At 51.7% G+C, this 22,346-nt stretch carries 19 protein-coding genes and 1 tRNA gene; 17 read left to right on the top strand and 3 right to left on the bottom strand.

The genetic code is table 11. The annotated features are described in order from the left end of the window. Positions 1 to 33 precede the first annotated feature (33 nt). From LIZ87_RS04195 to LIZ87_RS04160, 8 genes are all read left to right on the top strand, one after another. Positions 34 to 104: transfer RNA gene (locus LIZ87_RS04195), tRNA-Gly, on the top strand. Between the two features lie 328 nt (positions 105 to 432). Continuing rightward, complete coding sequence (locus tag LIZ87_RS04190; protein ID WP_178315311.1) at positions 433 to 654, top strand: hypothetical protein; 222 nt, start codon at positions 433 to 435, stop codon at positions 652 to 654. A gap of 343 nt (positions 655 to 997) precedes the next feature. Then, positions 998 to 2,917 (top strand): DNA gyrase/topoisomerase IV subunit B, encoded by a 1,920-nt coding sequence (locus tag LIZ87_RS04185; RefSeq protein WP_227145448.1) that lies wholly within the window; start codon positions 998 to 1,000, stop codon positions 2,915 to 2,917. A gap of 95 nt (positions 2,918 to 3,012) precedes the next feature. After that, entirely contained in the window at positions 3,013 to 5,247 is a 2,235-nt protein-coding gene (locus LIZ87_RS04180) for a DNA gyrase/topoisomerase IV subunit A (protein WP_227145446.1), read from the top strand. Positions 5,248 to 5,448: 201 nt separating this feature from the next. Further along, on the top strand, positions 5,449 to 6,534 hold the full coding sequence (gene asd / locus LIZ87_RS04175) for an aspartate-semialdehyde dehydrogenase (protein ID WP_178317096.1): 1,086 nt from the start codon (positions 5,449 to 5,451) through the stop codon (positions 6,532 to 6,534). Positions 6,535 to 6,844: 310 nt separating this feature from the next. Continuing rightward, on the top strand, positions 6,845 to 7,903 hold the full coding sequence (locus LIZ87_RS04170; RefSeq protein ID WP_227145445.1) for an aldose epimerase family protein: 1,059 nt from the start codon (positions 6,845 to 6,847) through the stop codon (positions 7,901 to 7,903). Between the two features lie 273 nt (positions 7,904 to 8,176). Then, complete coding sequence (locus LIZ87_RS04165; RefSeq protein ID WP_227145443.1) at positions 8,177 to 10,237, top strand: DNA topoisomerase; 2,061 nt, start codon at positions 8,177 to 8,179, stop codon at positions 10,235 to 10,237. Between the two features lie 3 nt (positions 10,238 to 10,240). Continuing rightward, complete coding sequence (locus tag LIZ87_RS04160) at positions 10,241 to 11,089, top strand: acyltransferase (protein ID WP_227145441.1); 849 nt, start codon at positions 10,241 to 10,243, stop codon at positions 11,087 to 11,089. Positions 11,090 to 11,181: 92 nt separating this feature from the next. Here LIZ87_RS04160 and upp read toward each other — a convergent pair whose 3' ends face one another. Both upp and LIZ87_RS04150 read right to left on the bottom strand, forming a co-directional pair. After that, complete coding sequence (gene upp, locus LIZ87_RS04155) at positions 11,182 to 11,811, bottom strand: uracil phosphoribosyltransferase (RefSeq protein ID WP_178317279.1); 630 nt, start codon at positions 11,809 to 11,811, stop codon at positions 11,182 to 11,184. A 69-nt stretch (positions 11,812 to 11,880) separates the two neighbouring features. Further along, positions 11,881 to 12,705 carry a hypothetical protein gene (locus LIZ87_RS04150; protein WP_178317280.1) on the bottom strand — a complete coding sequence of 275 codons (825 nt, stop codon included), beginning with the start codon at positions 12,703 to 12,705 and terminating at the stop codon, positions 11,881 to 11,883. A 194-nt stretch (positions 12,706 to 12,899) separates the two neighbouring features. Between LIZ87_RS04150 and LIZ87_RS04145 the strand changes: the two genes are divergently transcribed. Beyond that, positions 12,900 to 13,220, top strand: coding sequence for a hypothetical protein (locus LIZ87_RS04145; protein ID WP_227145439.1), 321 nt, complete (start codon positions 12,900 to 12,902; stop codon positions 13,218 to 13,220). 21 nt (positions 13,221 to 13,241) lie between these two features. On the opposite strand, the gene LIZ87_RS04140 is transcribed toward LIZ87_RS04145, so the two are convergent. Then, positions 13,242 to 14,987 (bottom strand): Rqc2 family fibronectin-binding protein, encoded by a 1,746-nt coding sequence (locus LIZ87_RS04140; RefSeq protein WP_227145437.1) that lies wholly within the window; start codon positions 14,985 to 14,987, stop codon positions 13,242 to 13,244. A 292-nt stretch (positions 14,988 to 15,279) separates the two neighbouring features. On the opposite strand from LIZ87_RS04140, the gene LIZ87_RS04135 reads away from it, so the two are divergent. From LIZ87_RS04135 to LIZ87_RS04100, 8 genes are all read left to right on the top strand, one after another. Further along, on the top strand, positions 15,280 to 16,158 hold the full coding sequence (locus tag LIZ87_RS04135; RefSeq protein WP_178313220.1) for a YicC/YloC family endoribonuclease: 879 nt from the start codon (positions 15,280 to 15,282) through the stop codon (positions 16,156 to 16,158). A 184-nt stretch (positions 16,159 to 16,342) separates the two neighbouring features. Beyond that, on the top strand, positions 16,343 to 16,978 hold the full coding sequence (gene gmk / locus LIZ87_RS04130; protein ID WP_178313219.1) for a guanylate kinase: 636 nt from the start codon (positions 16,343 to 16,345) through the stop codon (positions 16,976 to 16,978). 34 nt (positions 16,979 to 17,012) lie between these two features. Continuing rightward, positions 17,013 to 17,273 carry a DNA-directed RNA polymerase subunit omega gene (rpoZ, locus tag LIZ87_RS04125; protein WP_178313218.1) on the top strand — a complete coding sequence of 87 codons (261 nt, stop codon included), beginning with the start codon at positions 17,013 to 17,015 and terminating at the stop codon, positions 17,271 to 17,273. Positions 17,274 to 17,486: 213 nt separating this feature from the next. Then, complete coding sequence (rimO, locus tag LIZ87_RS04120; RefSeq protein WP_227145435.1) at positions 17,487 to 18,869, top strand: 30S ribosomal protein S12 methylthiotransferase RimO; 1,383 nt, start codon at positions 17,487 to 17,489, stop codon at positions 18,867 to 18,869. Then, complete coding sequence (gene pgsA, locus LIZ87_RS04115) at positions 18,853 to 19,395, top strand: CDP-diacylglycerol--glycerol-3-phosphate 3-phosphatidyltransferase (RefSeq protein WP_227145433.1); 543 nt, start codon at positions 18,853 to 18,855, stop codon at positions 19,393 to 19,395. Before rimO ends, pgsA begins: the two co-directional genes overlap by 17 nt. Before the next feature lies 1 nt (position 19,396). Beyond that, positions 19,397 to 20,653: a competence/damage-inducible protein A gene (locus tag LIZ87_RS04110; protein WP_178313215.1), complete on the top strand. Its 1,257-nt coding sequence runs from the start codon at positions 19,397 to 19,399 to the stop codon at positions 20,651 to 20,653. Positions 20,654 to 20,664: 11 nt separating this feature from the next. Further along, a complete protein-coding gene (locus LIZ87_RS04105; RefSeq protein WP_178313214.1) occupies positions 20,665 to 21,993 on the top strand; it encodes a hypothetical protein in 1,329 nt (442 codons plus the stop codon). A gap of 55 nt (positions 21,994 to 22,048) precedes the next feature. Further along, positions 22,049 to 22,345, top strand: a complete 297-nt coding sequence (locus LIZ87_RS04100; RefSeq protein ID WP_178313213.1) for a hypothetical protein — start codon at positions 22,049 to 22,051, stop codon at positions 22,343 to 22,345. Position 22,346: the final 1 nt, after the last annotated feature.

Genomic DNA, 22,346 nt, shown 5'->3' with positions numbered 1-22,346 from the left:
TCTACCAGATGTGCTATAATAAATATTGCTTTTGCAGATGTAGTTCATCGGTAGAATATCAGCTTCCCAAGCTGAGGAGGCGGGTTCGATTCCCGTCATCTGCTCTTAGAGAAAAGGCAGCTCCCAGCATTGTGCTGAAGAGCTGCCTTTTTGCTCAGATTGGGAACTGTGAGTTTATAAGTATCTGGAGAAACCTGCAATGATTGCAGAACGAAAGTGGAATAGATCGTCAGAGAGAGCAATCAAGCAGACGCCGCGAATGCAGAATTGGACAATGGAAAATTTAATATACCTGAAGAGCTGATCATGGAATGAAATACTGCAGGCTGGCATTGAGCTGGCTTGCAGTGTTTTTCTTTTTTGGAGGATGTTGTATAGTTTTCTTCCTATAGCTCAGACTTGTACCATAAATATGCAGAAAGGAGTAGATCAATGGACAGAAGAGAATGTTGCAGAGAATGTTATGAGAATATGACAGAGGAGGAGAAAGAAAGGAACCGGCTGGTGATGGATCTGGATCTTGTGCTGGGCGGAAAGCCGGACAGGCTGTTCGAGCTTTTATCCTACCTGGATTTTGAGAAACAGGAGCCCAGTCTGGAGCTTCGCAGGATCGTGAAGGAGCTGGAGGAAGAACTGGGGTTTCCGAAGGTATGATATCAGTGCCGGGGCCGCTCTGCGGGGTGAGTTCAGTCGGCTGCCGCTCCGGTTTCGGACATAAGAAGCACTAAGACACCTGATTTTTCCGAAAAGCCAGAGCAGCATCAAAGCAACTCGCTGCGCTCAGACAATCATTGATGCTGCTCTGAACGGAAAAACCAGCTGACTAAGTGCTTCTAATGTCCTGCAAAGTCGCTCCAGCCGCCCTCCCGGCAGCCGACTGAACTCAACCCGCAGGGCGGCCCCGGATCAGGTTCTCACTTGCCAAAGCCGGACAAATATGGTTTAATACTATAGGACCGGCGGATAAGCGTATATCCGCCAGATATGGAGGAATATGATGGCAAAGGAACAATATAATGCGGACAGTATAACGGTGCTGGAAGGCCTGGAGGCTGTGCGGAAGCGGCCGGGCATGTATATAGGCAGTGTGGGCTCAAAGGGGCTGAACCATCTGATCTATGAGATCGTGGACAATGCGGTGGACGAGCATCTGGCAGGCTTCTGCACCAGCGTGTGGGTGCGCCTGGAAAAGGACGGCTCCTGCACGGTGCGGGACAATGGACGGGGTATTCCGGTGGAAATGCACAAGAAGGGGGTATCAGCGGCCAGAGTAGTGCTGTCCACCCTGCACGCAGGAGGCAAATTTGACAATAACGCCTACAAGACCAGCGGGGGCCTTCACGGCGTGGGTTCCTCTGTGGTAAACGCATTGTCAGAACATATGGACGTAAAAATATACCGTGACGGCGCTGTTTATCACGATGCCTATGAGAAGGGAGTCCCGGTGGTGCAGCTGGAGAAGGGACTCCTGCCGGTGGTGGGAAGGACCAGGGAAACGGGGACCCAGATCAACTTCCTTCCGGACGGGGAGATCTTTGAGAAGACCAGATTTAAAGCGGATTGGTTGAAGAGCCGCCTTCATGAGACAGCCTACTTAAATCCCCAGCTGACGCTGTATTATGAGAACCGCAGGCCGGGGGAGGAGGAGAAGATCATCTTCCATGAGCCGGACGGGATCATTGCATACGTAAAGGAGCTGAATTCCGGCAAAACCCCGGTCCACGATCCCATTTACTTTAAGGGTGTAGTGGATAAGGTGGAGGTGGAGGCCGCCATCCAGTTTGTGGACACCTTTGAGGAGAATATCTTAGGCTTCTGCAACAATATCTTTACCCAGGAGGGCGGCACCCATCTGATCGGCTTTAAGACCAAGTTTACAGCCATGATCAACAGCTATGCCAGGGAGTTAGGCATTTTAAAGGAGAAGGATACGAATTTTACGGGAGCAGACACCAGGAACGGCATGACGGCCGTGGTGGCGGTAAAGCATCCGGATCCTATTTTTGAGGGACAGACAAAGACAAAGCTTGCCAGCGCCGATGCCACAAAGGCGGTATTTACGGTGACCGGGGATGAGCTGCAGATGTATTTTGACAGAAATGTGGAGGTCTTGAAGGGCATTATCAGCTGTGCGGAGAAGTCGGCAAAGATCCGCAGGGCAGAGGAGAAGGCAAAGACCAACATGCTCACAAAGTCAAAGTTTTCCTTTGACAGCAACGGAAAGCTGGCAAACTGTGAGAGCCGGGATGCCTCCAAGTGTGAGATCTTCATCGTAGAGGGTGATTCCGCCGGAGGCTCCGCAAAGACAGCCAGGAACAGGCAGTACCAGGCCATTCTTCCCATCCGCGGAAAGATCCTGAATGTGGAGAAGGCCTCCATGGACAAGGTGCTTGCCAATGCGGAGATCAAGACCATGATCAATTCCTTTGGCTGCGGCTTCTCAGAGGGCTATGGCAATGATTTTGACATCACAAAGCTGCGGTATGACAAGATCATCCTCATGACGGATGCGGATGTGGACGGAAGCCATATTGATACGCTGCTGCTCACCTTTTTGTACCGCTTTATGCCGGAGCTGATCTATGACGGACATGTGTATATTGCCATGCCGCCCCTGTTCAAGGTGATCCCGAAGAGAGGCGAGGAGCAGTACCTCTATGATGAGAAGGAGCTGGAAAGGTACCGGAAGACCCACACAGGAGATTTTACCCTGCAGAGGTATAAGGGCTTAGGTGAAATGGACGCAGAGCAGCTTTGGGAGACCACCCTTGACCCGGAGCGGCGTGTACTGAAACGAGTGGAGATCGAGGATGCCAGGCTGGCTTCCGAGGTGACGGAGATGCTCATGGGAAGCGAAGTTGGCCCCAGAAGGCAGTTCATCTATGAGCATGCGGATGAGGCGGAGATCGATGCGTAGGGAAAGGAAGATCCGCTGCTGTTTCTGGGCTGGTCAGCGGCAGGAGACGCAGGCAGGATATCAGGTATAGACAGGAAATGGGAGAATAGGTTAAAATGGCGGAAAAGATTTTACGGACAGAATACAGCGAGGAAATGCAGAGAAGCTATATGAATTACTCGATGAGCGTCATCACTGCAAGGGCGATCCCGGACGCAAGGGATGGATTAAAGCCGGTGCAGAGGCGTGTCCTTTATGATATGAGCCAGCTGCATCTGGATCATGATAAGCCTCACAGGAAGTCGGCGCGTATTGTGGGCGATACCATGGGTAAATACCATCCCCACGGGGACGGCTCTATCTATGATACCCTGGTGGTAATGAGCCAGGATTTTAAGAAGGGGATGGCCCTGGTGGATGGTCACGGAAACTTTGGCTCCATTGAGGGAGACGGGGCGGCGGCCATGCGTTATACGGAGGCGCGGCTTGAAAAGTTTACCCAGGAGGTGTACTTAAAGGACCTGGATAAGACCGTCAACTTTGTGCCCAATTACGATGAGACGGAGAAGGAGCCGGAGGTCCTTCCTGTCAGGGTTCCCAATCTGCTGATCAATGGCGCGGAGGGCATTGCCGTGGGTATGAGCACCAGCATCCCGCCCCATAACCTGGGCGAGGTGGTGGATGCGGTCAATGCTTATATTGATAATCCTGATGTGACGGTGCAGGAGCTGATGAAATACATGCCTGGGCCGGATTTTCCCACAGGAGGCATCATTGCCAACAAAAAGGATCTGCCTGAGATCTATGAGACCGGCGTAGGAAAGATCAAGCTGCGGGGCCGTTTTGAGGTGGAGCTGGGAAAGCGCAGGTCAGATAAGGATAAGCTCATCATTTCAGAGATCCCCTACACTATGATCGGAGCAGGGATCAATAAGTTTCTTGTGGACATTGCAGACCTGATCGAATCCAAAAAGCTGACAGATGTGGTGGACATCTCCAACCAGTCCAACAAGGAGGGCATCCGCATTGTGCTGGAGCTGCGCAAGGATGCGGACATTGACAGGATCAAAAATATCCTCTATAAGAAGACAAAGCTGGAGGATACCTTCGGGGTCAATATGCTGGCGATCGCAGACGGCAGGCCGGAGACCCTGGGGCTTAAAGGCATTTTAAAACACTTTTTGGAATTCCAATATGAGAATACGGAGCGCAAGTACAATGTACTCTTAAACAAGGAACTGGAGAAGCAGGAGATCCAGGAGGGGCTGATCGCTGCCTGCGACTGCATTGACCTGATCATTGCGATCCTAAGAGGGGCAAAGAATTTAAAGGATGCAAGGGCCTGCCTGACCACCGGCGATGTTTCCAATATCCACTTTAAGGCACCTGGCTTTGAGGAGGATGCGAAGAAGCTGCACTTTACGGAGCGTCAGGCCTCCGCTATCCTGGAAATGCGTCTCTATAAGCTGATCGGTCTGGAGATCCTGGCCCTGGAGAAGGAGCACAAGGAGACCCTTAAGAAGATCAGCCAGTACAGAAAGATCCTAAGCAGCCGTGCAAATATGAACCAGGTGATAAAGGAAGATCTGGCAGCCATCAAGGCAGAGTTTGCCCAGCCCAGGCGCACAAGGATCGAGGACGGCCCTGAGGCTGTCTATGTGGAAGCAGCAGCGCCGGTCCAGGAGGTGGTGTTTGTTCTGGACAGATTCGGATACTGCAAGCTGCTTGACAAGGCTACCTATGAGCGGAACCAGGAGACCGTGGACACGGAGCAGGTACATGTGGTTCGGTGCCTGAACACGGATAAGCTGTGCCTGTTTACTGCCAGCGGAAGCCTGTATCAGCTGAAGGCAATGGATGTGCCTTCCGGGAAGCTGCGGGATAAGGGCACGCCAATTGAAAACTTGAGCAAATATGACGGCACAAAGGATACCATCTGCTACCTCACCAGCGCCCAGGACCTTAAGGAAAAAATGCTGGTGTTTGCCACAAAGATGGGTATGGTAAAGCAGGTTCCCGCAGAGGAATTTGAGACCAATAACCGCATGGTGGCCGCTACGAAGCTCCAGGAGGGTGACAGCGTGGTGACTGTGGTGCCTGTGGGGCAGGAGACAGAAGTCGTGCTCCAGACCTCAAACGGTGTGTTCCTAAGATTCCCATTGGAGGAGATTTCTGTTCTTAAAAAGGCATCCAGAGGCGTCAGAGGCATTAAGCTGGCAAAAAATGAGGAGCTGGAGAGGCTGCTTTTGATCGGGGAAGATCCGGTCATTGAGTATAAAGGGAAGGAAGTTCATCTAAACCGTCTGAAATTGGCAAAGAGGGACGGAAAGGGGAGCAAGGTACGGCTGTAGATGAAAGTGGACCGGGCCTTGGAACCAAAAGAATGGAAGAAACAGCCCTTCGCATACAAAAAGAAAGGTCTGTCCGCGTGGCAAAAACAAATGTACGCAAATGACGAAATTTGGGTTGCAATTTTCCGCGGATTGGTATAGGATAGGGAAAGATTCCCCCACAGAGGATCACAAAAAGGACAATGAGGAGACGAAGTGACTATGGAAAAGAAGTTAAGAGTCGGAATATTAGGCGCAACAGGTATGGTGGGACAGAGATTCATCGCCTTGCTGGAAAACCATCCCTGGTATGAGGTTGTGACGGTGGCTGCAAGCCCGCGCTCTGCAGGAAAGACCTATGAGGAGGCAGTAGGCGGACGCTGGAAGATGACGACCCCCATGCCGGAGGCTGTAAAGAAGCTGGTTGTCATGAACGTAAACGAGGTGGAGAAGGTTGCCGCCAGCGTGGACTTTGTGTTCAGCGCAGTAGATATGACAAAGGAGGAGATCAAGGCCATTGAGGAGGCCTATGCAAAGACAGAGACTCCGGTTGTATCTAACAACAGCGCACACCGCTGGACACCGGATGTTCCCATGGTGGTGCCGGAGATCAATCCGGAGCATTTTGACGTGATCCCCTTCCAGAAGAAGCGCCTGGGAACCACCAGAGGCTTCATTGCAGTAAAGCCCAACTGCTCCATCCAGAGCTACGCTCCCGTGCTCACTGCATGGAAGGAGTTTGAACCATATGAGGTAGTGGCTACCACCTACCAGGCAATCTCCGGCGCCGGAAAGACGTTCAAGGACTGGCCTGAGATGGAGGGCAATATCATCCCGTACATCGGCGGCGAGGAGGAGAAGAGCGAGCAGGAGCCTCTGCGCATCTGGGGCAAGATCGAGGACGGCGTGATCGTAAAGGCAGAAAGCCCTGTGATCACCTGCCAGTGCATCCGCGTTCCCGTGCTCAACGGACATACGGCAGCCGTTTTTGTGAAATTCAGGAAAAAGCCCACAAAGGAGCAGCTGATCGAGAAGCTGGTAAGCTTTAAGGGACTTCCCCAGGAGCTTGCGCTTCCAAGCGCGCCAAAGCAGTTCATCCAGTATCTGGAGGAGGATAACCGTCCTCAGGTGACCCTGGATGTGGACTTTGAGCATGGCATGGGAGTCTCTGTGGGACGTATCAGGGAGGATAAGGTATATGATTACAAGTTCGTAGGCTTATCCCACAATACGGTCCGCGGCGCAGCAGGCGGCGCAGTGCTCTGTGCAGAGCTTTTGACAGCAAAGGGGTACATTTCCGCAAAGTAATTACGATGAAAGTGTTGTCAAGCAGCTGTGCGGACTGCGTGCTTGCGATGCGAAGCTAGTCCTTTAGGGCACGCAAGGACGTACAGGTATTTGACAACCAAGCCGGTATGAGGAAGCAGGCCGGATTCCGAATACTGGCGGCGATTGCGGGAGTGCGTCAGCACGGAGCAATCAACTTTCATGCATGGTGATGCCTGCGTCAGCAGGCATGTCCGTTTACTATGAAAACTTCGCCGCCGGGTTTTCATGGTGCGGTGGCGCGTCCGCCCGCCGGGCGCTTGCAGGTTATCTGTGAAAGGAGAAGGAAAATATGGCAGTGGAGAAAGAATTATTTGGGAAAATGCCTTCGGGCGAGGAGGTACTAAAGTACACGCTTACCAACAAGCATGGAGTGTCAGCCTCCTTTATCACCTTAGGCGCTGTCTGGGTATCCATGATGGTGCCTGACAGAGAGGGGAAAATGGGCGATGTGGTGCTGGGCTATGATGATCTGGACAGCTACAGAAAGAATCCGCCCCACTTTGGAGCCCCTATTGGACGCAATGCAAACCGTATCGGCGGCGCTGTGATCACCATTGGTGGCGTTGACTACAAGCTGGAGGCCAATAATGGCCCGAACAACCTTCACAGCGGCCCCAATCTGTATCACAGCCGTGTCTGGAAATGTGAGGCTTCTGAGACGGAGAAGGGCAGCAGGCTTGATTTTTATCTGAAGAGCCCGGACGGGGACCAGGGGTATCCGGGAAATGCAGATATCACGGTCAGCTATACGCTCACAGAGGACGACAGCCTGGTGCTGGGTTATGAGATGACCTGTGACAGGGATACGGTGGCGAATTTTACCAACCACAGCTATTTTAACCTGGCAGGACAGGGCAGCGGCGATGTGTTAAAGCAGGAGGTGTGGTTAAATGCCACCCACTATACTCCGGCTGACGAGGTATCCATTCCCACAGGGGAGATCGCTCCAGTGGCAGGCACGCCCATGGACTTTACAGAGATGAAGGCAGTGGGACGCGATATTGAGGAGCCCTTTACAGCACTGATCCTTGGAAAAGGCTATGACCATAACTGGGTGCTGGACCATGAGCCGGGAGAGCTCTCACTGGCAGCAAGGGCAAAGGATCCAAAGAGCGGACGCGTGATGGAGACCTACACGGATCTTCCGGGCATCCAGTTCTATACGGCCAACTTCCTGAAGGATGAGCTGACAGGAAAGGGCGGAGCCCATTATGACCGCCGCCATGCGTTCTGCTTTGAGACACAGTATTATCCCGATGCCTGCCATAAGGAGCATTTTCCATCTCCTATATTGAAGGCAGGGGAGGTTTACAGGACGACTACCGTTTATAAGTTTTATGCGGAATAACTGAGAAAAAGCGCGTTTCCCGGTATAAAAGGGGAGCGCGCTTTTTGCAATCTGCCGTTGCTGAGCTGCTTTTGCCGGATCCGGAGCGTGCATGGGGCAGCTGCGATCTATTCCGTCATTTTCCTGCTATCCGAAGGGCTGCCCTACGCTATCCTCATAATATCCTGGGGAAACTCAAGGTTTACGCCATTGTCTTTCGAGGGAGTTCATGGTATACTATAACAATACGCGCCTGTATGAGCAGCGCGTTTGATTAAGAAAATGAGGGATGGAATGTCGAAAGTATTATATATAGCAGAGAAGCCCAGTGTAGCCCAGCAGTTTGCAGATGCCTTAAAGATCAGGGGCAGGAGGGCGGATGGGTATATTGAGTCAGAGCAGGCTGTGGTGACCTGGTGTGTGGGTCATCTTGTGACCATGAGCTACCCGGAGGCCTATGACATGAGGTATAAGCGGTGGAGCTTTCAGACTCTGCCTTTTCTCCCGAAGGAGTTTAAATACGAGGTGATCGCCGGGGTGGCAAAGCAGTTTGCCATTGTGAAGGAGCTGCTCACCAGGCCGGATATCGATACGATCTATGTGTGTACAGACTCCGGGCGGGAGGGAGAATATATATACCGCCTGGTGGCACAGATGGCGGGAGTCAAGGGGAAGAAGCAGAAGCGTGTCTGGATCGATTCCCAGACAGAAGAGGAGATATTGAGAGGGATCCGGGAGGCTAAGGACGAATCAGAGTATGATAACTTGTCCGCTTCCGCTTATCTCAGGGCAAAAGAGGATTACCTCATGGGTATCAACTTTTCCAGGGCGCTGACATTAAAATACGGGCCGTCCATGTCCTCCTATCTGGGAACAAAGTTTACCGTCCTCTCTGTGGGACGCGTGATGACCTGTGTCCTAGGCATGGTGGTGCGCAGGGAACGGGAGATCAGAAACTTTGTGAAGACGCCCTTTTACCGTGTCATAGGAACCTTTGAGTCCGCACAGGTCCCCTTTGAGGCGGAATGGAAGGCAGTGGAGGGCACGAGATATTTCGGAACGCCCTATCTCTATAAGGAAAATGGCTTTAAGGACAGAACGCAGGCCCAGGAGCTGATCCGCTGGCTGATGGAGGGCGAGCCTCTGACCGGAAGGGTGGTTTCAAAGGAGAAAAAGAAGGAGACAAAGAATCCTCCTCTTCTCTACAACCTGGCAGAACTGCAGAATGACTGCTCAAAAATGTTTAAGATCAGCCCTGATGAGGCCTTGAAGATCGTCCAGGAGCTCTATGAGAAAAAGCTGGTGACCTACCCCAGGACAGATGCCAGAGTCCTCTCCACGGCAGTGGCAAAGGAGATACAGAAAAATATCGGCGGGCTGAAAAATTATGAGCCCATGGCTGCATTTGCCCAGGAGGCCCTGGATATGGGAGCCTGGAAAACCATTGCAAAAACACGGTATGTGAATGACAAGCAGATCACGGACCACTATGCCATTGTGCCCACAGGACAGGGGCTGGGAGCCCTAAGGTCCCTTTCCCCCCTGGCGGAAAAGGTGTATCAGGTCATCTGCCGGCGTTTCCTAAGCATTTTTTATCCGGCAGCTGTTTACCAGAAGTACAGCCTGGATATTGAGCGGAAGGGGGAGCATTTTTTCGCGGGCTTTAAGGTCCTCTCAGAGCCGGGATATCTGAAGGTGGCGGATGTGAACCTGGCGAAAAAAAGCGGCGTCGAGGAGAGCTTTGATGATGGGAAGGAGACAGACAAAGAGGCATCAAAGGATGCCGGAGCAGACACTTCTCCTAAAGTTCCCAGGGCAGTATTGCTCCAGATGCTTGCAGATTTGAAAAAAAATGATATACTTACTTTGTCGGACTTAAAAATAAAAGAGGGAGAGACCTCGCCTCCCAAGCGCTATACCTCAGGATCCATGATACTTGCAATGGAAAATGCAGGACAGCTCATTGAGGACGAGGAGCTGCGGGCACAGATCAAGGGCAGCGGTATAGGGACCAGCGCTACAAGGGCAGAGATATTAAAGAAGCTTTTCAATATCAAATATCTGAACCTGAACAAGAAAACCCAGGTGATCACGCCGTCCCTGCTGGGAGAGATGGTATTTGACGTGGTGGATCATTCCATACGTCAGCTTTTAAACCCGGAGCTGACCGCCAGCTGGGAAAAGGGACTTACCTATGTTTCAGAGGGCTCCATTACATCACAGGAATACATGGATAAGCTGGAGCGCTTCGTAGCAGGAAGGATAGTCAATGTCATCCGCATGAATAATCAGTCTGATATGAGGGGACTGTTTGATGCGGCTGCTGTATTTTATAAAACAAAGAAGGAGAATTGACACATGAAATTGAACGAGATGACATGGAAGGAACTGTTAGACACAAAGCACACCATCGCAGAGAGAATCTTCGACGGCCATGAGTATCCATGGGAGGTGCTGGGAGAGATTGGATCATTCATTGAGTCTCTGGGCTCTCTGCTTCCTGAATCAGAATATAATAAGATCGGCAAAAATATCTGGGTACACAAGAGCGCAAAGGTAGCTCCGACTATCATGATGGCAGGCCCGATGATCGTTGGACCGGGAGCAAACATCCGCCACGGCGCATTTTTAAGAGGAAATGTTATCATTGGTGAGAGAGCCGTTGTAGGCAATTCCTGTGAGGTGAAGAATGCGATCATTTTCGATGAAGTACAGGTTCCGCATTTCAACTATGTAGGAGATTCCATCCTGGGCTACAGGGCTCACATGGGTGCCGGCGCTGTCACCTCCAACGTAAAATCGGACAAGACCCTGGTAAAGGTCCATGCAGAGGACGGAGACGTGGCTACCGGCCTTAAGAAGTTCGGCGCGATCCTGGGCGACTGCGTGGAGGTTGGCTGCAACAGCGTGCTGAACCCTGGAACTGTGATCGGACGCAATACCAACGTATATCCCCTTTCCAGCGTAAGAGGCTGCGTACCGGCTGATTCCATTTACAAGAGCCAGTCTGATATTGTAGCAAAGGAAGTAAGAGAAGAGGAGAAGCCGGAAGTGAAGGAAGAGGCAGCTCCGGAAGCAGAGGCAGCAAAAGCAGCTTCTGAGGCTATGGCAGCAGAGGAGGCTCCTGCTAAGACAGAGAAGGCGGACGCTCCTGCCAAGACCGCGAAGAAGGGAACAAAAAAGAGCAGCTTAAAGGTAGTTAAATAGCGCCAAAAGCGGTAAAACAGAAATACCTCCAGCGGACAGGGCCACACATGCGTTCCCTTGTTTGCTGGAGGTATTTCCATATACTAATCCGCTTATTTTGTTCCGAAGATCCTGTCGCCTGCATCTCCCAGCCCTGGGCAGATGTAGGCATTTTCATTCAGACAGCGGTCAAGATGACCAACATAGATCTGGATATCAGGATGTGCCTCTTCAAGGCGCTTTAAGCCCTCTGGGGCAGCAATGATGGACATGAATTTGATCTTCCTGCCGCCATGCTGCTTGATGAAGTCCACGGCAGCGACAGCGGAGCCTCCGGTTGCCAGCATGGGATCTGTGACAATGATGGTGCGCTCGTCAATGGGATCCGGGAGCTTGCAGTAATATTCGTGGGGTTCATGGGTAACCTCATCGCGGTAGAGTCCGATATGTCCCACCTTTGCGCTGGGAACAAGGGCCAGAATGCCGTTTACCATGCCCAGTCCTGCGCGGAGGATGGGCACCACTGCCAGCTTTCTTCCGGCGATCATTGGAGTCATACAGGTTTCGATGGGGGTCTCCACCTTTACATCCTCCAGGGGGAGGTCACGAAGAGCCTCATAGCCCATGAGCATTGCGATCTCTTCAATCAGGGCACGGAACTCATTGGTGCCTGTAGCCTTATCTCTTAACAGGGAAATCTTGTGCTGAATCAGCGGGTGGTCAAAAATCATTACATTTGCCATTGTCATTGCTGCTCCTTTATCTGTTGAATTTTCAATCATTATATACCAAATGTGGTGCCTTCGCAAATATTATTTGGTGGACGGGTCAAAAGATACGATGACGTAATCCCCCATTGCATGAGGCACAGGCATGGAAAAGTAAATGGTTCCCTGCTTCTCATAGCTGAAGGACTCAGGCCAGATCTCCTCGGAAGCCAGTGGAAAGTCCGCGGAGTCAAAGATGGCAGTAAGGGTATCGATGTCCAGGGTATTCCTGAACTCAAGCACCTGTGCCTCCACATCAGCGGAAATGCCGGAGAACTCCACATCATCGCTCAGCACATAGCCGGCCATGGTATAGGCATCTGTGTAATCACTCAGGCCAATGTTCTGTACCTGTGTCAGGTTCACGGTGTTGGAGTAGAAGAGATCCACGGGGTGGGCGGCATTTTCTACTGTGAGAGTGCCGGTATAGGCGGCTGTCAGACGCTTCCTGTCAGCGGATATGACCTTGCACTTGACGGTAAGGCTGTCCTTTGAATCATCCAGGCCATTGGCTTTTATGACGGAAAGGGCATTGCCCTTTAACAGCTGGTTGATCTGATCCTGTTTTGCGGTATCCTCCATCTCCTGGACGGCAGGATACTGGATGGAGATCTTTCCTGAGGTATAGGTCTCAATGCTTGCTGTGATATTGGAGGCAGCCTCAGGCGCTGTCTCTGTGCTTTGTGTGGGGGCCTCTGTGGAAGGCTCAGGCGCCATGGTCTCCTTTGCCGGTTCCGTGGCAGCCTCTGTGTGGATGGAAGACAGATCTGCCTTCTCCGGGGTGCGGCTTAAGATAAAGCCGATGGCTGTGCCTCCGATGACGACCGCTGCCGCGATGGCCCCAATTAAGACTTTTTTGTTTGTATCCATAGGGTTCCTCCTTTGTATGCGTCTGATAAGAGACGCCTAATTTTCTATATTTATTATACAGGATATTCGTGGACGGAGTTTGAAGAAATACTTACAAATTATTGAAGACAGAAAAAAACGTCATATTAGCGGAAAATCCCTCATATATTATTGAAGTGCGCGAAAAGCAGAGAAAGGTAAGGGAGGGATGGAACGTGACGCAGTTAGAGCTGATCGCAGCAATAGGAAATGGATCCATGGAGGTGGCAGCCATGTATTTTAAGGGTCAGCTGACCTTAAAGGAGCTGCAGAGCGTTCTGGGAGAGAGAAATGGGGAGATCGTGGAGGAGTATGTAAAAGACTATGTGAGAGAAAGAGGGCAGGCCATTGTGGAGACAGCCTGCACCTCCTGTGCCGCCGGAATTCCCGCCGGAGCCGCCCGCTTTGCCGGAGCTGCCGCTGAGTCATCCTGCTTTGCCGGAGTCCGGCCGAGTCATCCTGCCCTGCCGCGGCCTGCCCGGAAGCCATTGACATAGCCTCCGGCAAGGCAGAAGGACTTATTCCACCTGGGTGAGATGGCAGGAAGGAGACGCTACCAGGGAATAGTTGGTGTGGTAGATCACAAAGCCCGGCGCAGATCCTGCTACCTTGCGGATATTCTTACGCTGGATATAATCGATCTCTACCTTGTCATTGTCACGGGCCTTGGAATAGTAGGCAGCCAATGCCCCGGCTTCCTCGAATACACGGTCCGGGAGATCAGCCTGGCCCTCTGCCTTTACAATGACGTGGGAGCCGGGTATGCCTTTGGCATGGAACCACCAGTCACCGCCGTTTGCCACCTTAAAGGTCAGCTCCTCATTCTGGTAATTGTTCTTTCCGACATAGATGTGGAAGCCGTCGGAGGAGAGATAATGGAAGGGACGGCTGGTGACCTTTGGCCGCTTATCGCTGGGGCGGCGTTTCTTCACATAGCCGTACTCCATGAGCTCCTCCTTGATCTGTACCAGGTCATTTTCCGCCAGGGCGATATCTAAGGAAGCGCTGACAGATTCCAGATGGTCGATCTCTGCCCTTGTCTCCCCTGTCAACTGGGCCAAAGCCTCATAGGTGCGTTTCAGCTTATTGTATTTGTCAAAATGCTTTTTGGCATTGTCTTTTGCGGAAAGCTGGGGATCCAGGGGAATGGTGATCTCTTCGTTGGTGTAGTAGTTCAGACACTTGAAAGAGCGCTCACCGCCGGAAAGCTCATAGCCGTAGGTGTTCAGAAGCTCCCCGTATATCCGGTATTTTTCCCGCTTTTCCGTGTCCTTTAACTGCTTTAGCTGGAGATCGTATTTTTTATAATTGCGCTCTAAGGCTGTCTGAACAATACGCCGCAGGTCGGAGGATTTCTGACGGATCCTGGTAACAGCGTCCCTGGAGGAATAAAACCGGGCCAGCAGGGTACTGATGGAATCAAAGTCCTTTCTGCTGTAGCCCTCCCCCTCAAAGCAGGTGAGAGGAAAGGAGGCGTATTCCACCGGGATATCATCCTCGTAGACAATGGCGGGAGAAAATTTTCCTTCCTTTACATCCTCCATCATAAGGCGGAAGGTATGGTACAGATGGATGAGCTCCGGCTCTGTCAGTTCATTGGCAGAGTGGTCCCCGTCAATGGAGGCCAGATGGCAGATCTCCTGGGCAATGATAGGGCTGATACCTGTGAAAGAGCAGTAAAGGGCCTTCTGCACCGGCATGGGGGAGGCAGCCATGGCCCGGCGGAATGCCTCCTCTGTCAAGGTGAGCGGATCCCCCTTTTCCACTGTCTGCGGGATAAAATAATCACGTCCCGGAAGGACCTCCCGGACAGAACTCATATTGGCAGACACATGCTTGATGCTGTCGATAATGGTGTTGTCGTCCTTGCAGAAAATGATATTGCTGTGCTTTCCCATGATCTCTACGATCAGCTTCTTGCGGCACACATCACCCATTTCATCCAGATGCTCCAGCTCAAACCGGATAATGCGCTCCAGCCCTGGCTGGGAGACCGATACAATGCGGGCGCTGCCGATATGCTTCCTTAAAAGCATACAAAAATTAGGCGCTGTCATGGGGCTGGGCTTGTTGTTATCTGTCAGATAGATCAGCGGAAGGCTTGCGCTGGCAGATATCTGAAGCCTGTAGTTTTCTTTGTTATTCTTTATGGCGATAAGCAGCTCGTCCTTTTCCGGCTGGGCGATCTTGGAAATGCGCCCGCCCTCTAAGGTGTGCTTAAGCTCATGGACCAGATTTGCAATGGTAATACCGTCAAATGCCATGGAATGTCACTCCTTTATATAAGAATACGCAGCCGTTCAGACGGGGGATCTTCTTGCCCGGCTAGGCCGGACAAGAAGCATCGGATGTCCATCCGATGTGGAAATCTATGAAAAAATGGCCTTACAAGAAAGCTTGACGGCTATTTTTTCATAGATTTCCCCGCCGTCTGAACTGTTATAAGAATACCACAAATTCCGCCGATAGAAAAGGGGTTAGCGGTTGACTTGCCCCGGCTTATGAATTATAATGATATTTAACTATGGAGTAAAAACGAAAGAGAGGCATTCCGTTATGTTAAAAAGCATGACCGGTTTCGGCAGGTGCGAGAATATCACGAATGAATACAAGATTTCTGTCGAAATGAAGGCCGTGAACCACAGGTATCTGGATCTGAGCATCAAGATGCCTAAAAAGTTCAATTACTTTGAGGCCTCCATCCGCACGCTTCTGAAAAAATATATCCAGAGAGGAAAGGTTGACCTTTTCATCAATTACGAGGATTATACGGAGGGAAATCTCTGCCTGAAATATAACCGGGCCCTGGCTGCAGAGTATGTGGACTATTTTAAGAAGATGGAAGAGGAGTTCGGTGTACAGAATGATATGAAGGCTTCCGTTCTGGCAAAGCTTCCGGAGGTGCTCACCATGGAGCAGGTTCCGGATGATGAGGAACATCTGTGGGAGATCCTTTCCACAGCCCTGGAGTCTGCGGCAGAGAAGTTTGTCCATTCCAGAGAAGTAGAGGGAGAGCATTTAAAGCAGGACCTGCTGGGCAAGCTGGACTATATGTCTGAGATGGTAAGCTTTGTAGAGGAGCGCTCGCCGCAGATCCTGGCGGAGTACAGGACGAAGCTGGAGGACAAGGTTAAGGAACTCTTAAATGGAGCTGCCATTGATGAGGGACGCATTGCAGCAGAGGTCGTCATTTATGCAGATAAGATCTGTGTGGATGAGGAGACTGTGCGCTTAAGAAGCCACATTGAGAACACGAGGAAAGAGCTTTTAAGCGGCGAGAGCGTGGGAAGAAAGCTGGATTTCATTGCCCAGGAGATGAACCGGGAGGCCAACACCATTCTTTCCAAGGCGAACGATCTGTCGATCTCCGACAAGGCCATTGCCCTTAAGACGGAGATTGAAAAGGTAAGAGAACAGATCCAGAATATTGAGTAAGGTGTACTTTCGGAATCTCCCCTGCACCCGCTTTTGCGGCTGATTTTCCGCCAGCTGCACCCAAATTTAATCAACGTATGCGCCGCGTACGCCTCATAAATTTGAGCACAGCTGACAAAAAATCATCTCACAAAATCGGGCACAAAGAGACTCCCAGAGTACACTAAGAGATGCAGGAGGAAGCATGGAACATCAAGGGATTTTAGTGGTAGTATCCGGATTTTCCGGCGCTGGCAAGGGCACGCTCATGAAGGAGCTTTTGAAGAGATACGACAACTATGCGCTGTCCGTATCTGCCACCACCAGACAGCCACGTGAAGGGGAAAAGGACGGGGAAGCTTATTTCTTCGTCTCAAAGGAGCAGTTCCAGCAGATGATAGAGGAGCACAAGCTGGTGGAGTATGCCCAGTATGTGAACCACTACTATGGCACGCCCAAGGAATATGTGCAGCAGAAGATGGCAGAGGGAAAGGATGTGATCCTGGAGATTGAGATCCAGGGTGCATTGAAGGTAAAAAAGCGTTTTCCGGAAGCCCTTCTCCTCTTTGTGACACCGCCCAGCGCAGAGGAGCTGCGCCGCAGGCTGATCGGCCGTGGGACAGAGACCATCGAGGTGATCAATGCCAGGCTCCTTCGGGCAGCAGAGGAAGCTTCCGGTATGGAGGCTTATGACTACCTGCTGATCAATGATGACATTGACCGCTGCGTGGAGGAGATGCACCAGCTGATAAAGCTTCAGCACAGAAGAACAGCCTATCACCTGGATTTCTTAAGCAGGATGCGGGATGAACTGTGCCATCTGGACGAGAATAACAAGTAAATCATATATTACTATTTTGAAAGGGGAATGTAAAATGTTACATCCATCATACACAGATTTAATTGACGTTGTAAACAGCGATATCGAGCCAGGAGAGCAGCCGGTTGTACAGAGCCGCTACTCTATCGTGATCGCAGCCTCTAAGCGTGCCAGACAGCTGATCGGCGGCGAGGAGCCCATGGTTGCAGGTGCAGCAGGGAAGAAGCCTTTGTCTGTTGCCATTGATGAGCTGTACCACCAGAAGGTGAAAGTTCTTCCGGAGGAAGAGAAGACAGAAGAAGAGGTCAGCGAATAAATTTATAAGCCATCTCCGACCAGTCCTACCGCTGTTTCCGGGAGATGGCTTAAATGTTCATTAGGAGTAACTGTTCAGTAGGTCTGCGCACTTGCTGCGCTGACCGTAAGACAACCTGGGCCAGAAGGCAAAAATCCTATCGGCGGAGCCGATTTTAAATGGATTTTTGCTTGTAACTGTGAGGGTACTGAACAGTTACCATTAGGAGTTTTTATGGAAAATAGGAAGTTATTTTGTGTGTCCTTGGGCTGCGACAAGAACCTGGTGGATACGGAGAAAATGCTGGGACTTTTAGGGAACATGGGGCTTTCCTTTACGGACGATGAGGCAGAGGCGGATATCATCCTTATCAATACCTGCTGCTTTATCGGCGATGCAAAGGAGGAAAGCGTCAATACGATCCTGGACATGGCCCGCTATAAGGAGGAAGGGGTCTGTAGGGCCCTGATCGTAGCAGGATGCCTGGCGCAGAGATATAAACAGGAGATCCTGGAGGAGATCCCGGAGGTAGATGCCATTTTAGGTACTACCTCTTATGAGGAGATCAGCAGGGTCGTAAGGGAGCTTTTTGAGGCTTCCGGCTCAGATGAGAGCAAAGGAGGCAGCCAGGCAAAGGGTATTTCCTGCTTTCACGACCTATCGGAGCTGCCAAAGGAGTCTTCAAAGCGCATGGTGACTACAGGCGGACATTACGCCTTTTTAAAGATCGCCGAAGGGTGTGACAAGCGCTGCACCTACTGCATTATCCCATATCTTCGGGGGCCTTACCGCAGCGTGCCCATGGAGGACCTGCTCCGGGAGGCAAGGGAGCTGGCAGAGGGGGGAGTGAAGGAGCTGATCCTGGTGGCGCAGGAGACCACTCTTTACGGAAAGGATATCTATGGGGAGAAGTCCCTTCCCAAGCTTTTAAAGGAGCTGGCAAAGATACCGGGCATCTACTGGATCCGCATCCAGTACTGCTATCCGGAGGAGATCACAGATGAGCTGATCGAGACCATAAAGACAGAGGAAAAAGTATGCCACTATCTGGATATCCCCATCCAGCATGCCAGCAACCGCATCTTAAAGCGCATGGGAAGGCGTACCAACAAGGAGGAACTGAAGGAGCGCATTGCAAAGCTCCGGGCGGAGATCCCCGACATTGTCCTCCGCACCACCCTGATCTCCGGCTTTCCGGGAGAGACAGAGGAGGACCATGAGGAGCTGCTGGAGTTTGTGGACGAGATGGAGTTTGAGCGTCTGGGGGTATTTCCCTACTCTGCGGAGGAGGATACCCCGGCCTATTCTTATCCTGACCAGGTCCCTCAGGAGGTAAAAGAGGAGCGCCGGGACGAGATCATGGAGCTCCAGCAGGAGATCGCCTTTGAACACTGTGAGAGCATGGTGGGGAAGGTGCTCACCGTGATGATAGAGGGAAAGGTGGCAGACGAACCGGCCTATGTGGGACGCACCTATATGGATGCACCAAATGTGGACGGCCTTATCTTCGTCAATGCCGATGAACTGTTGATGTCAGGCGACTTTGTGAAAGTGAAGGTAACAGGAGCCGCCGAATATGATCTGATAGGAGAGGTGTATCATGAATCTGCCCAATAAACTGACTGTCCTTCGTGTGTGTCTGATCCCGTTTTTTGTTGCAGCCCTGCTGTTTCAGGGAGGGGAAAACCAGAGTATGCGCATTGCTGCCAATGTGATCTTTATCATAGCCAGCCTGACTGACCTTCTGGACGGCAAAATTGCCCGCAAATATAACTTGGTGACAAATTTTGGAAAATTTATGGATCCTCTGGCGGACAAGCTCCTTGTGTGCTCCGCATTGATCTGCCTGATCGAGCTGGGACAGCTTCCTGCCTGGATCGTCATCATTATCATCAGCCGTGAGTTCATCATCAGCGGCTTCCGGCTGGTGGCGGCAAACAATGGCATTGTCATTGCGGCCAGCTACTGGGGAAAATTCAAGACCACCTTCCAGATGATCGCAGTGGTGCTTTTGATCTTCAATTTCCCGGCATTGGCCATTGTTACAACGATCATGGTATGGATCGCCGTCGCCCTCACCATCATTTCTCTGGTAGACTATGTGGCGAAGAACAGCAAGGTGCTGACAGAGGGAGGCATGTAGCATGACGGTGGAGCTGATTTCTGTGGGGACAGAGATCCTTATGGGAAATATTGTAAACAGCAATGCCCAGTATCTGGCGGAGAAATGCGCCATGCTGGGACTTGATATGTACTACCAGGTAACAGTGGGAGATAATTACGGCAGGATGCATTCTGTGATCGAGACTGCCCTTGACCGTTCCGATGTAGTGATCCTCACAGGAGGGCTGGGGCCCACAGAGGACGACATGACAAAGGAGGTATGCGCCGATGTCATGGGCATGGAGCTGGTGGAGGATCCTCATACAAGGGAGAGGCTGGAAGCATTTTTCCGGAACAATATTTATAAAGAAATCCCGGATAACAACTGGAAGATGGCCACGGTGCCTGCAGGCGCAGCGGTGCTTGACAACTTCAATGGCATGGCTCCCGGACTCATTCTGGAAAAAAATGGAAAGACAGCCATAATCCTGCCAGGCCCTCCGGGAGAGCTGTATCCCATGTTCCAGAGCCAGGTCTTTCCTTATCTTCAAAAACGCAGGCAGGCCGTGCTCGTGTCAAAGATGGTGAAGATCTGCGGCTATGGGGAGAGCCAGGTGGAGGACAAGATCCTGGATCTCATCGACAATCAGACGAATCCGACCATCGCAACCTATGCAAAGACGGCGGAGGTCCATATCCGTTTAACTGCCAGGGCTGGCACGGAAGGCGAGGGCGAAGCGCTTATTGCCCCTGTACTGCAGGAGCTTCACAGCAGGTTTGGCAATGCCATCTTCACGGATTCTGAGGATGTGACTCTGGAAATGGCAGTGGCGGAGCTGTTGAAGAAAAATGGCTTTACCATGTCAACGGCAGAGTCCTGTACTGGGGGTATGGTTGCTGCCCGCCTGGTAAATGTCTCCGGCGTGTCGGAGGTATTCACAGAGGGCATGGTGACCTACTCCAATGAGGCGAAAATGCGCCTTCTGGGAGTGCGGGAGGAGACCCTGAAGGCCTGGGGAGCTGTCAGCGAGGAGACAGCCAGAGAGATGGCTTTGGGAGGAGCAAAGGCGGCCGGCACAGATGTGTGTGTGGCGATCACCGGGCTTGCAGGACCGGACGGGGGTTCAAAGGAAAAGCCGGTAGGGCTTGTATATATGGCCTGTGCTGTCAGGGGCCGGGTGGAGGCCAGAAGATACCAGTTTAAGGGAAACCGGAGCAAGATAAGGGAGCAGTCCATGATGAAGGCTCTGGATCTGGTGCGGCTCTGCCTTCTGGATCACCAGCAGAAAAAGGGTTAGGAGAGGAAAACGTGGAAGGAAAAAGGATAAAAAAACAGCTTTCTGCTGCCTGCCATTACGCCTATGTGCGGCTGGCGCTGAATTATTACACCTATTATGAGACCATTTTTGAGGAAGGCTTTGCCGGACAGAGGCTTGAGGAGCTTTCCGGCCGTTTTCATGGCATATTGAAAGGCTTTCTTGATGGAAAGCGGGATATGGAGAGCTTGGACGCTCTGCGGGAGGAGGCCATCCGTGAGATGGAGAGGACAACGGCTTATACGGACAGCTTTCAGGCCTACGAGTATGTGCTGAACCGTCTGGAGCTGCGGTTTTCACCTCAGCTTTTGGACGGCAGGGACGAGGTGGTGGACAGCGAAGCGCTCACGGCTGATATTATGAACTATATCACTGGAACAAAGGATGTCGCAGTGATGAACGAGCGCATTAGGACAGTGCTCAGCCAGCTTCCGGTGCGCCTGACAAAGCAGAAATTTTTTTCAATGGTGGAGGAAGCGTTGAGAGTCTACAAGGGAGGTCCCGCAGAAGGCCTTAAGGATATGCTCTATATCCTGGGGGCCCAGGCCTTCCTGTATGAGCCTAAGACAGCAGAACCTGGCTATGAGGGGCTCCATGAGATCCTGGGACAGCTGAAAGGGGCAGATTACCGCAGTTTGACGGCAGAAGCCTACCGCAGCCTGGCAGGGAGGCTGGAGGAGGCTGGTCACACCCTTTTGGACATTTCTGGGGATATGCAGCTTTTTGCAGAGCTTGTAAATGACCTTTATGTGCTATGCCTTACAAGGGACACCTCCATGATGGATGTATCGGAGGAACGGGAGATCAAGGGGCTTTTGTCCGATATCCAGGCCTTGTTTACTGCAGGAGATAAAAGGCCTATCCCGGAGGAGGTTACGGAAAAGCTGACCTTCCTGGAGGGAAAGCAGGAGGCCTACTATGAGCAGTGGATGAGAAGCAGCGTTTCCTCTGACACCCTGGAGGGACAGCAGGACGATCCGCTTTTTGAGGCTTTGCGTAAAACAGAGCTGCTCATGTCGGGAAGCAGCTTTATGAGTCTGGACGGGCACAGGGAAGCTGAAGAGGAGGTTGTGGACGAGGCCCTTCTTGACAGGGAGGAAAAGGAGCTGTTTGAACACATAACAGAGGCCTGGAGGGAACAGCCAAGGGTTCTGGTGCGTGCCTCCATGGCGAGCATTCTCTCCAGCCTGCCTGTCTTCTTCACCTCACTGGATGAGACACAGAGCTATATAAGAAACAGCCTGGAGAGCTGCAGCGATGAATTTGAGCGGAAGGCCTTTGACAGGCTGATCCATGAGATCATGAGCATGGAAATGATGTAGCAGGGAAGAAAGGCAGAACAGGGGAAATAACATGCGCTGGTGGAAGCACTTATACATGGGCAGAAAGGCCGCAGAAAACAGGTCTCGTATCTTAAGAGGGATACGGGAGGGAAAATGGATGCCGGACACCTATGTGATTACTTTGCCTGAGAGCGGGAATCATATAGTTGATATACGCCCTGTGTCCCTTTTAACAAAGGCGGAACGGGAGAGGGAGGATTTCCTCATCCTGGGAGCAGCAAAGGGCTATGGCGAGGCCTGCGAGGTGGTGCGTGACATGGTGGATGATATGTACAGAGCCACAGGTGCATTTGACTGGATCCAGTATATGGAGACACTGAAGGAGGCTTAAG

The sequence above is a fragment of the Lacrimispora sp. 210928-DFI.3.58 genome, from assembly GCF_020554865.1.
In the GTDB taxonomy this organism is placed as follows: domain Bacteria; phylum Bacillota; class Clostridia; order Lachnospirales; family Lachnospiraceae; genus Enterocloster.
Note: the sequence above shows the minus strand (reverse complement) of the source record. Positions and strands in the feature narration are given on the sequence as shown.

Bases quoted from the DNA above. Each gene is read 5' to 3' on its own strand.
- LIZ87_RS04160 (WP_227145441.1), top strand. From the start codon at position 10,241: ATGAAATTGAACGAGATGACATGGAAGGAACTGTTAGACACAAAGCAC.
- asd (WP_178317096.1), top strand. From the start codon at position 5,449: ATGGAAAAGAAGTTAAGAGTCGGAATATTAGGCGCAACAGGTATGGTG.
- LIZ87_RS04135 (WP_178313220.1), top strand. From the start codon at position 15,280: ATGTTAAAAAGCATGACCGGTTTCGGCAGGTGCGAGAATATCACGAAT.
- rpoZ (WP_178313218.1), top strand. From the start codon at position 17,013: ATGTTACATCCATCATACACAGATTTAATTGACGTTGTAAACAGCGAT.
- LIZ87_RS04100 (WP_178313213.1), top strand. From the start codon at position 22,049: ATGGGCAGAAAGGCCGCAGAAAACAGGTCTCGTATCTTAAGAGGGATA.
- rimO (WP_227145435.1), top strand. From the start codon at position 17,487: ATGGAAAATAGGAAGTTATTTTGTGTGTCCTTGGGCTGCGACAAGAAC.
- pgsA (WP_227145433.1), top strand. From the start codon at position 18,853: ATGAATCTGCCCAATAAACTGACTGTCCTTCGTGTGTGTCTGATCCCG.
- LIZ87_RS04150 (WP_178317280.1), bottom strand. From the start codon at position 12,705: ATGGATACAAACAAAAAAGTCTTAATTGGGGCCATCGCGGCAGCGGTC.
- LIZ87_RS04185 (WP_227145448.1), top strand. From the start codon at position 998: ATGGCAAAGGAACAATATAATGCGGACAGTATAACGGTGCTGGAAGGC.
- gmk (WP_178313219.1), top strand. From the start codon at position 16,343: ATGGAACATCAAGGGATTTTAGTGGTAGTATCCGGATTTTCCGGCGCT.
- LIZ87_RS04180 (WP_227145446.1), top strand. From the start codon at position 3,013: ATGGCGGAAAAGATTTTACGGACAGAATACAGCGAGGAAATGCAGAGA.
- LIZ87_RS04140 (WP_227145437.1), bottom strand. From the start codon at position 14,987: ATGGCATTTGACGGTATTACCATTGCAAATCTGGTCCATGAGCTTAAG.
- LIZ87_RS04170 (WP_227145445.1), top strand. From the start codon at position 6,845: ATGGCAGTGGAGAAAGAATTATTTGGGAAAATGCCTTCGGGCGAGGAG.
- LIZ87_RS04110 (WP_178313215.1), top strand. From the start codon at position 19,397: ATGACGGTGGAGCTGATTTCTGTGGGGACAGAGATCCTTATGGGAAAT.
- upp (WP_178317279.1), bottom strand. From the start codon at position 11,811: ATGGCAAATGTAATGATTTTTGACCACCCGCTGATTCAGCACAAGATT.
- LIZ87_RS04190 (WP_178315311.1), top strand. From the start codon at position 433: ATGGACAGAAGAGAATGTTGCAGAGAATGTTATGAGAATATGACAGAG.
- LIZ87_RS04165 (WP_227145443.1), top strand. From the start codon at position 8,177: ATGTCGAAAGTATTATATATAGCAGAGAAGCCCAGTGTAGCCCAGCAG.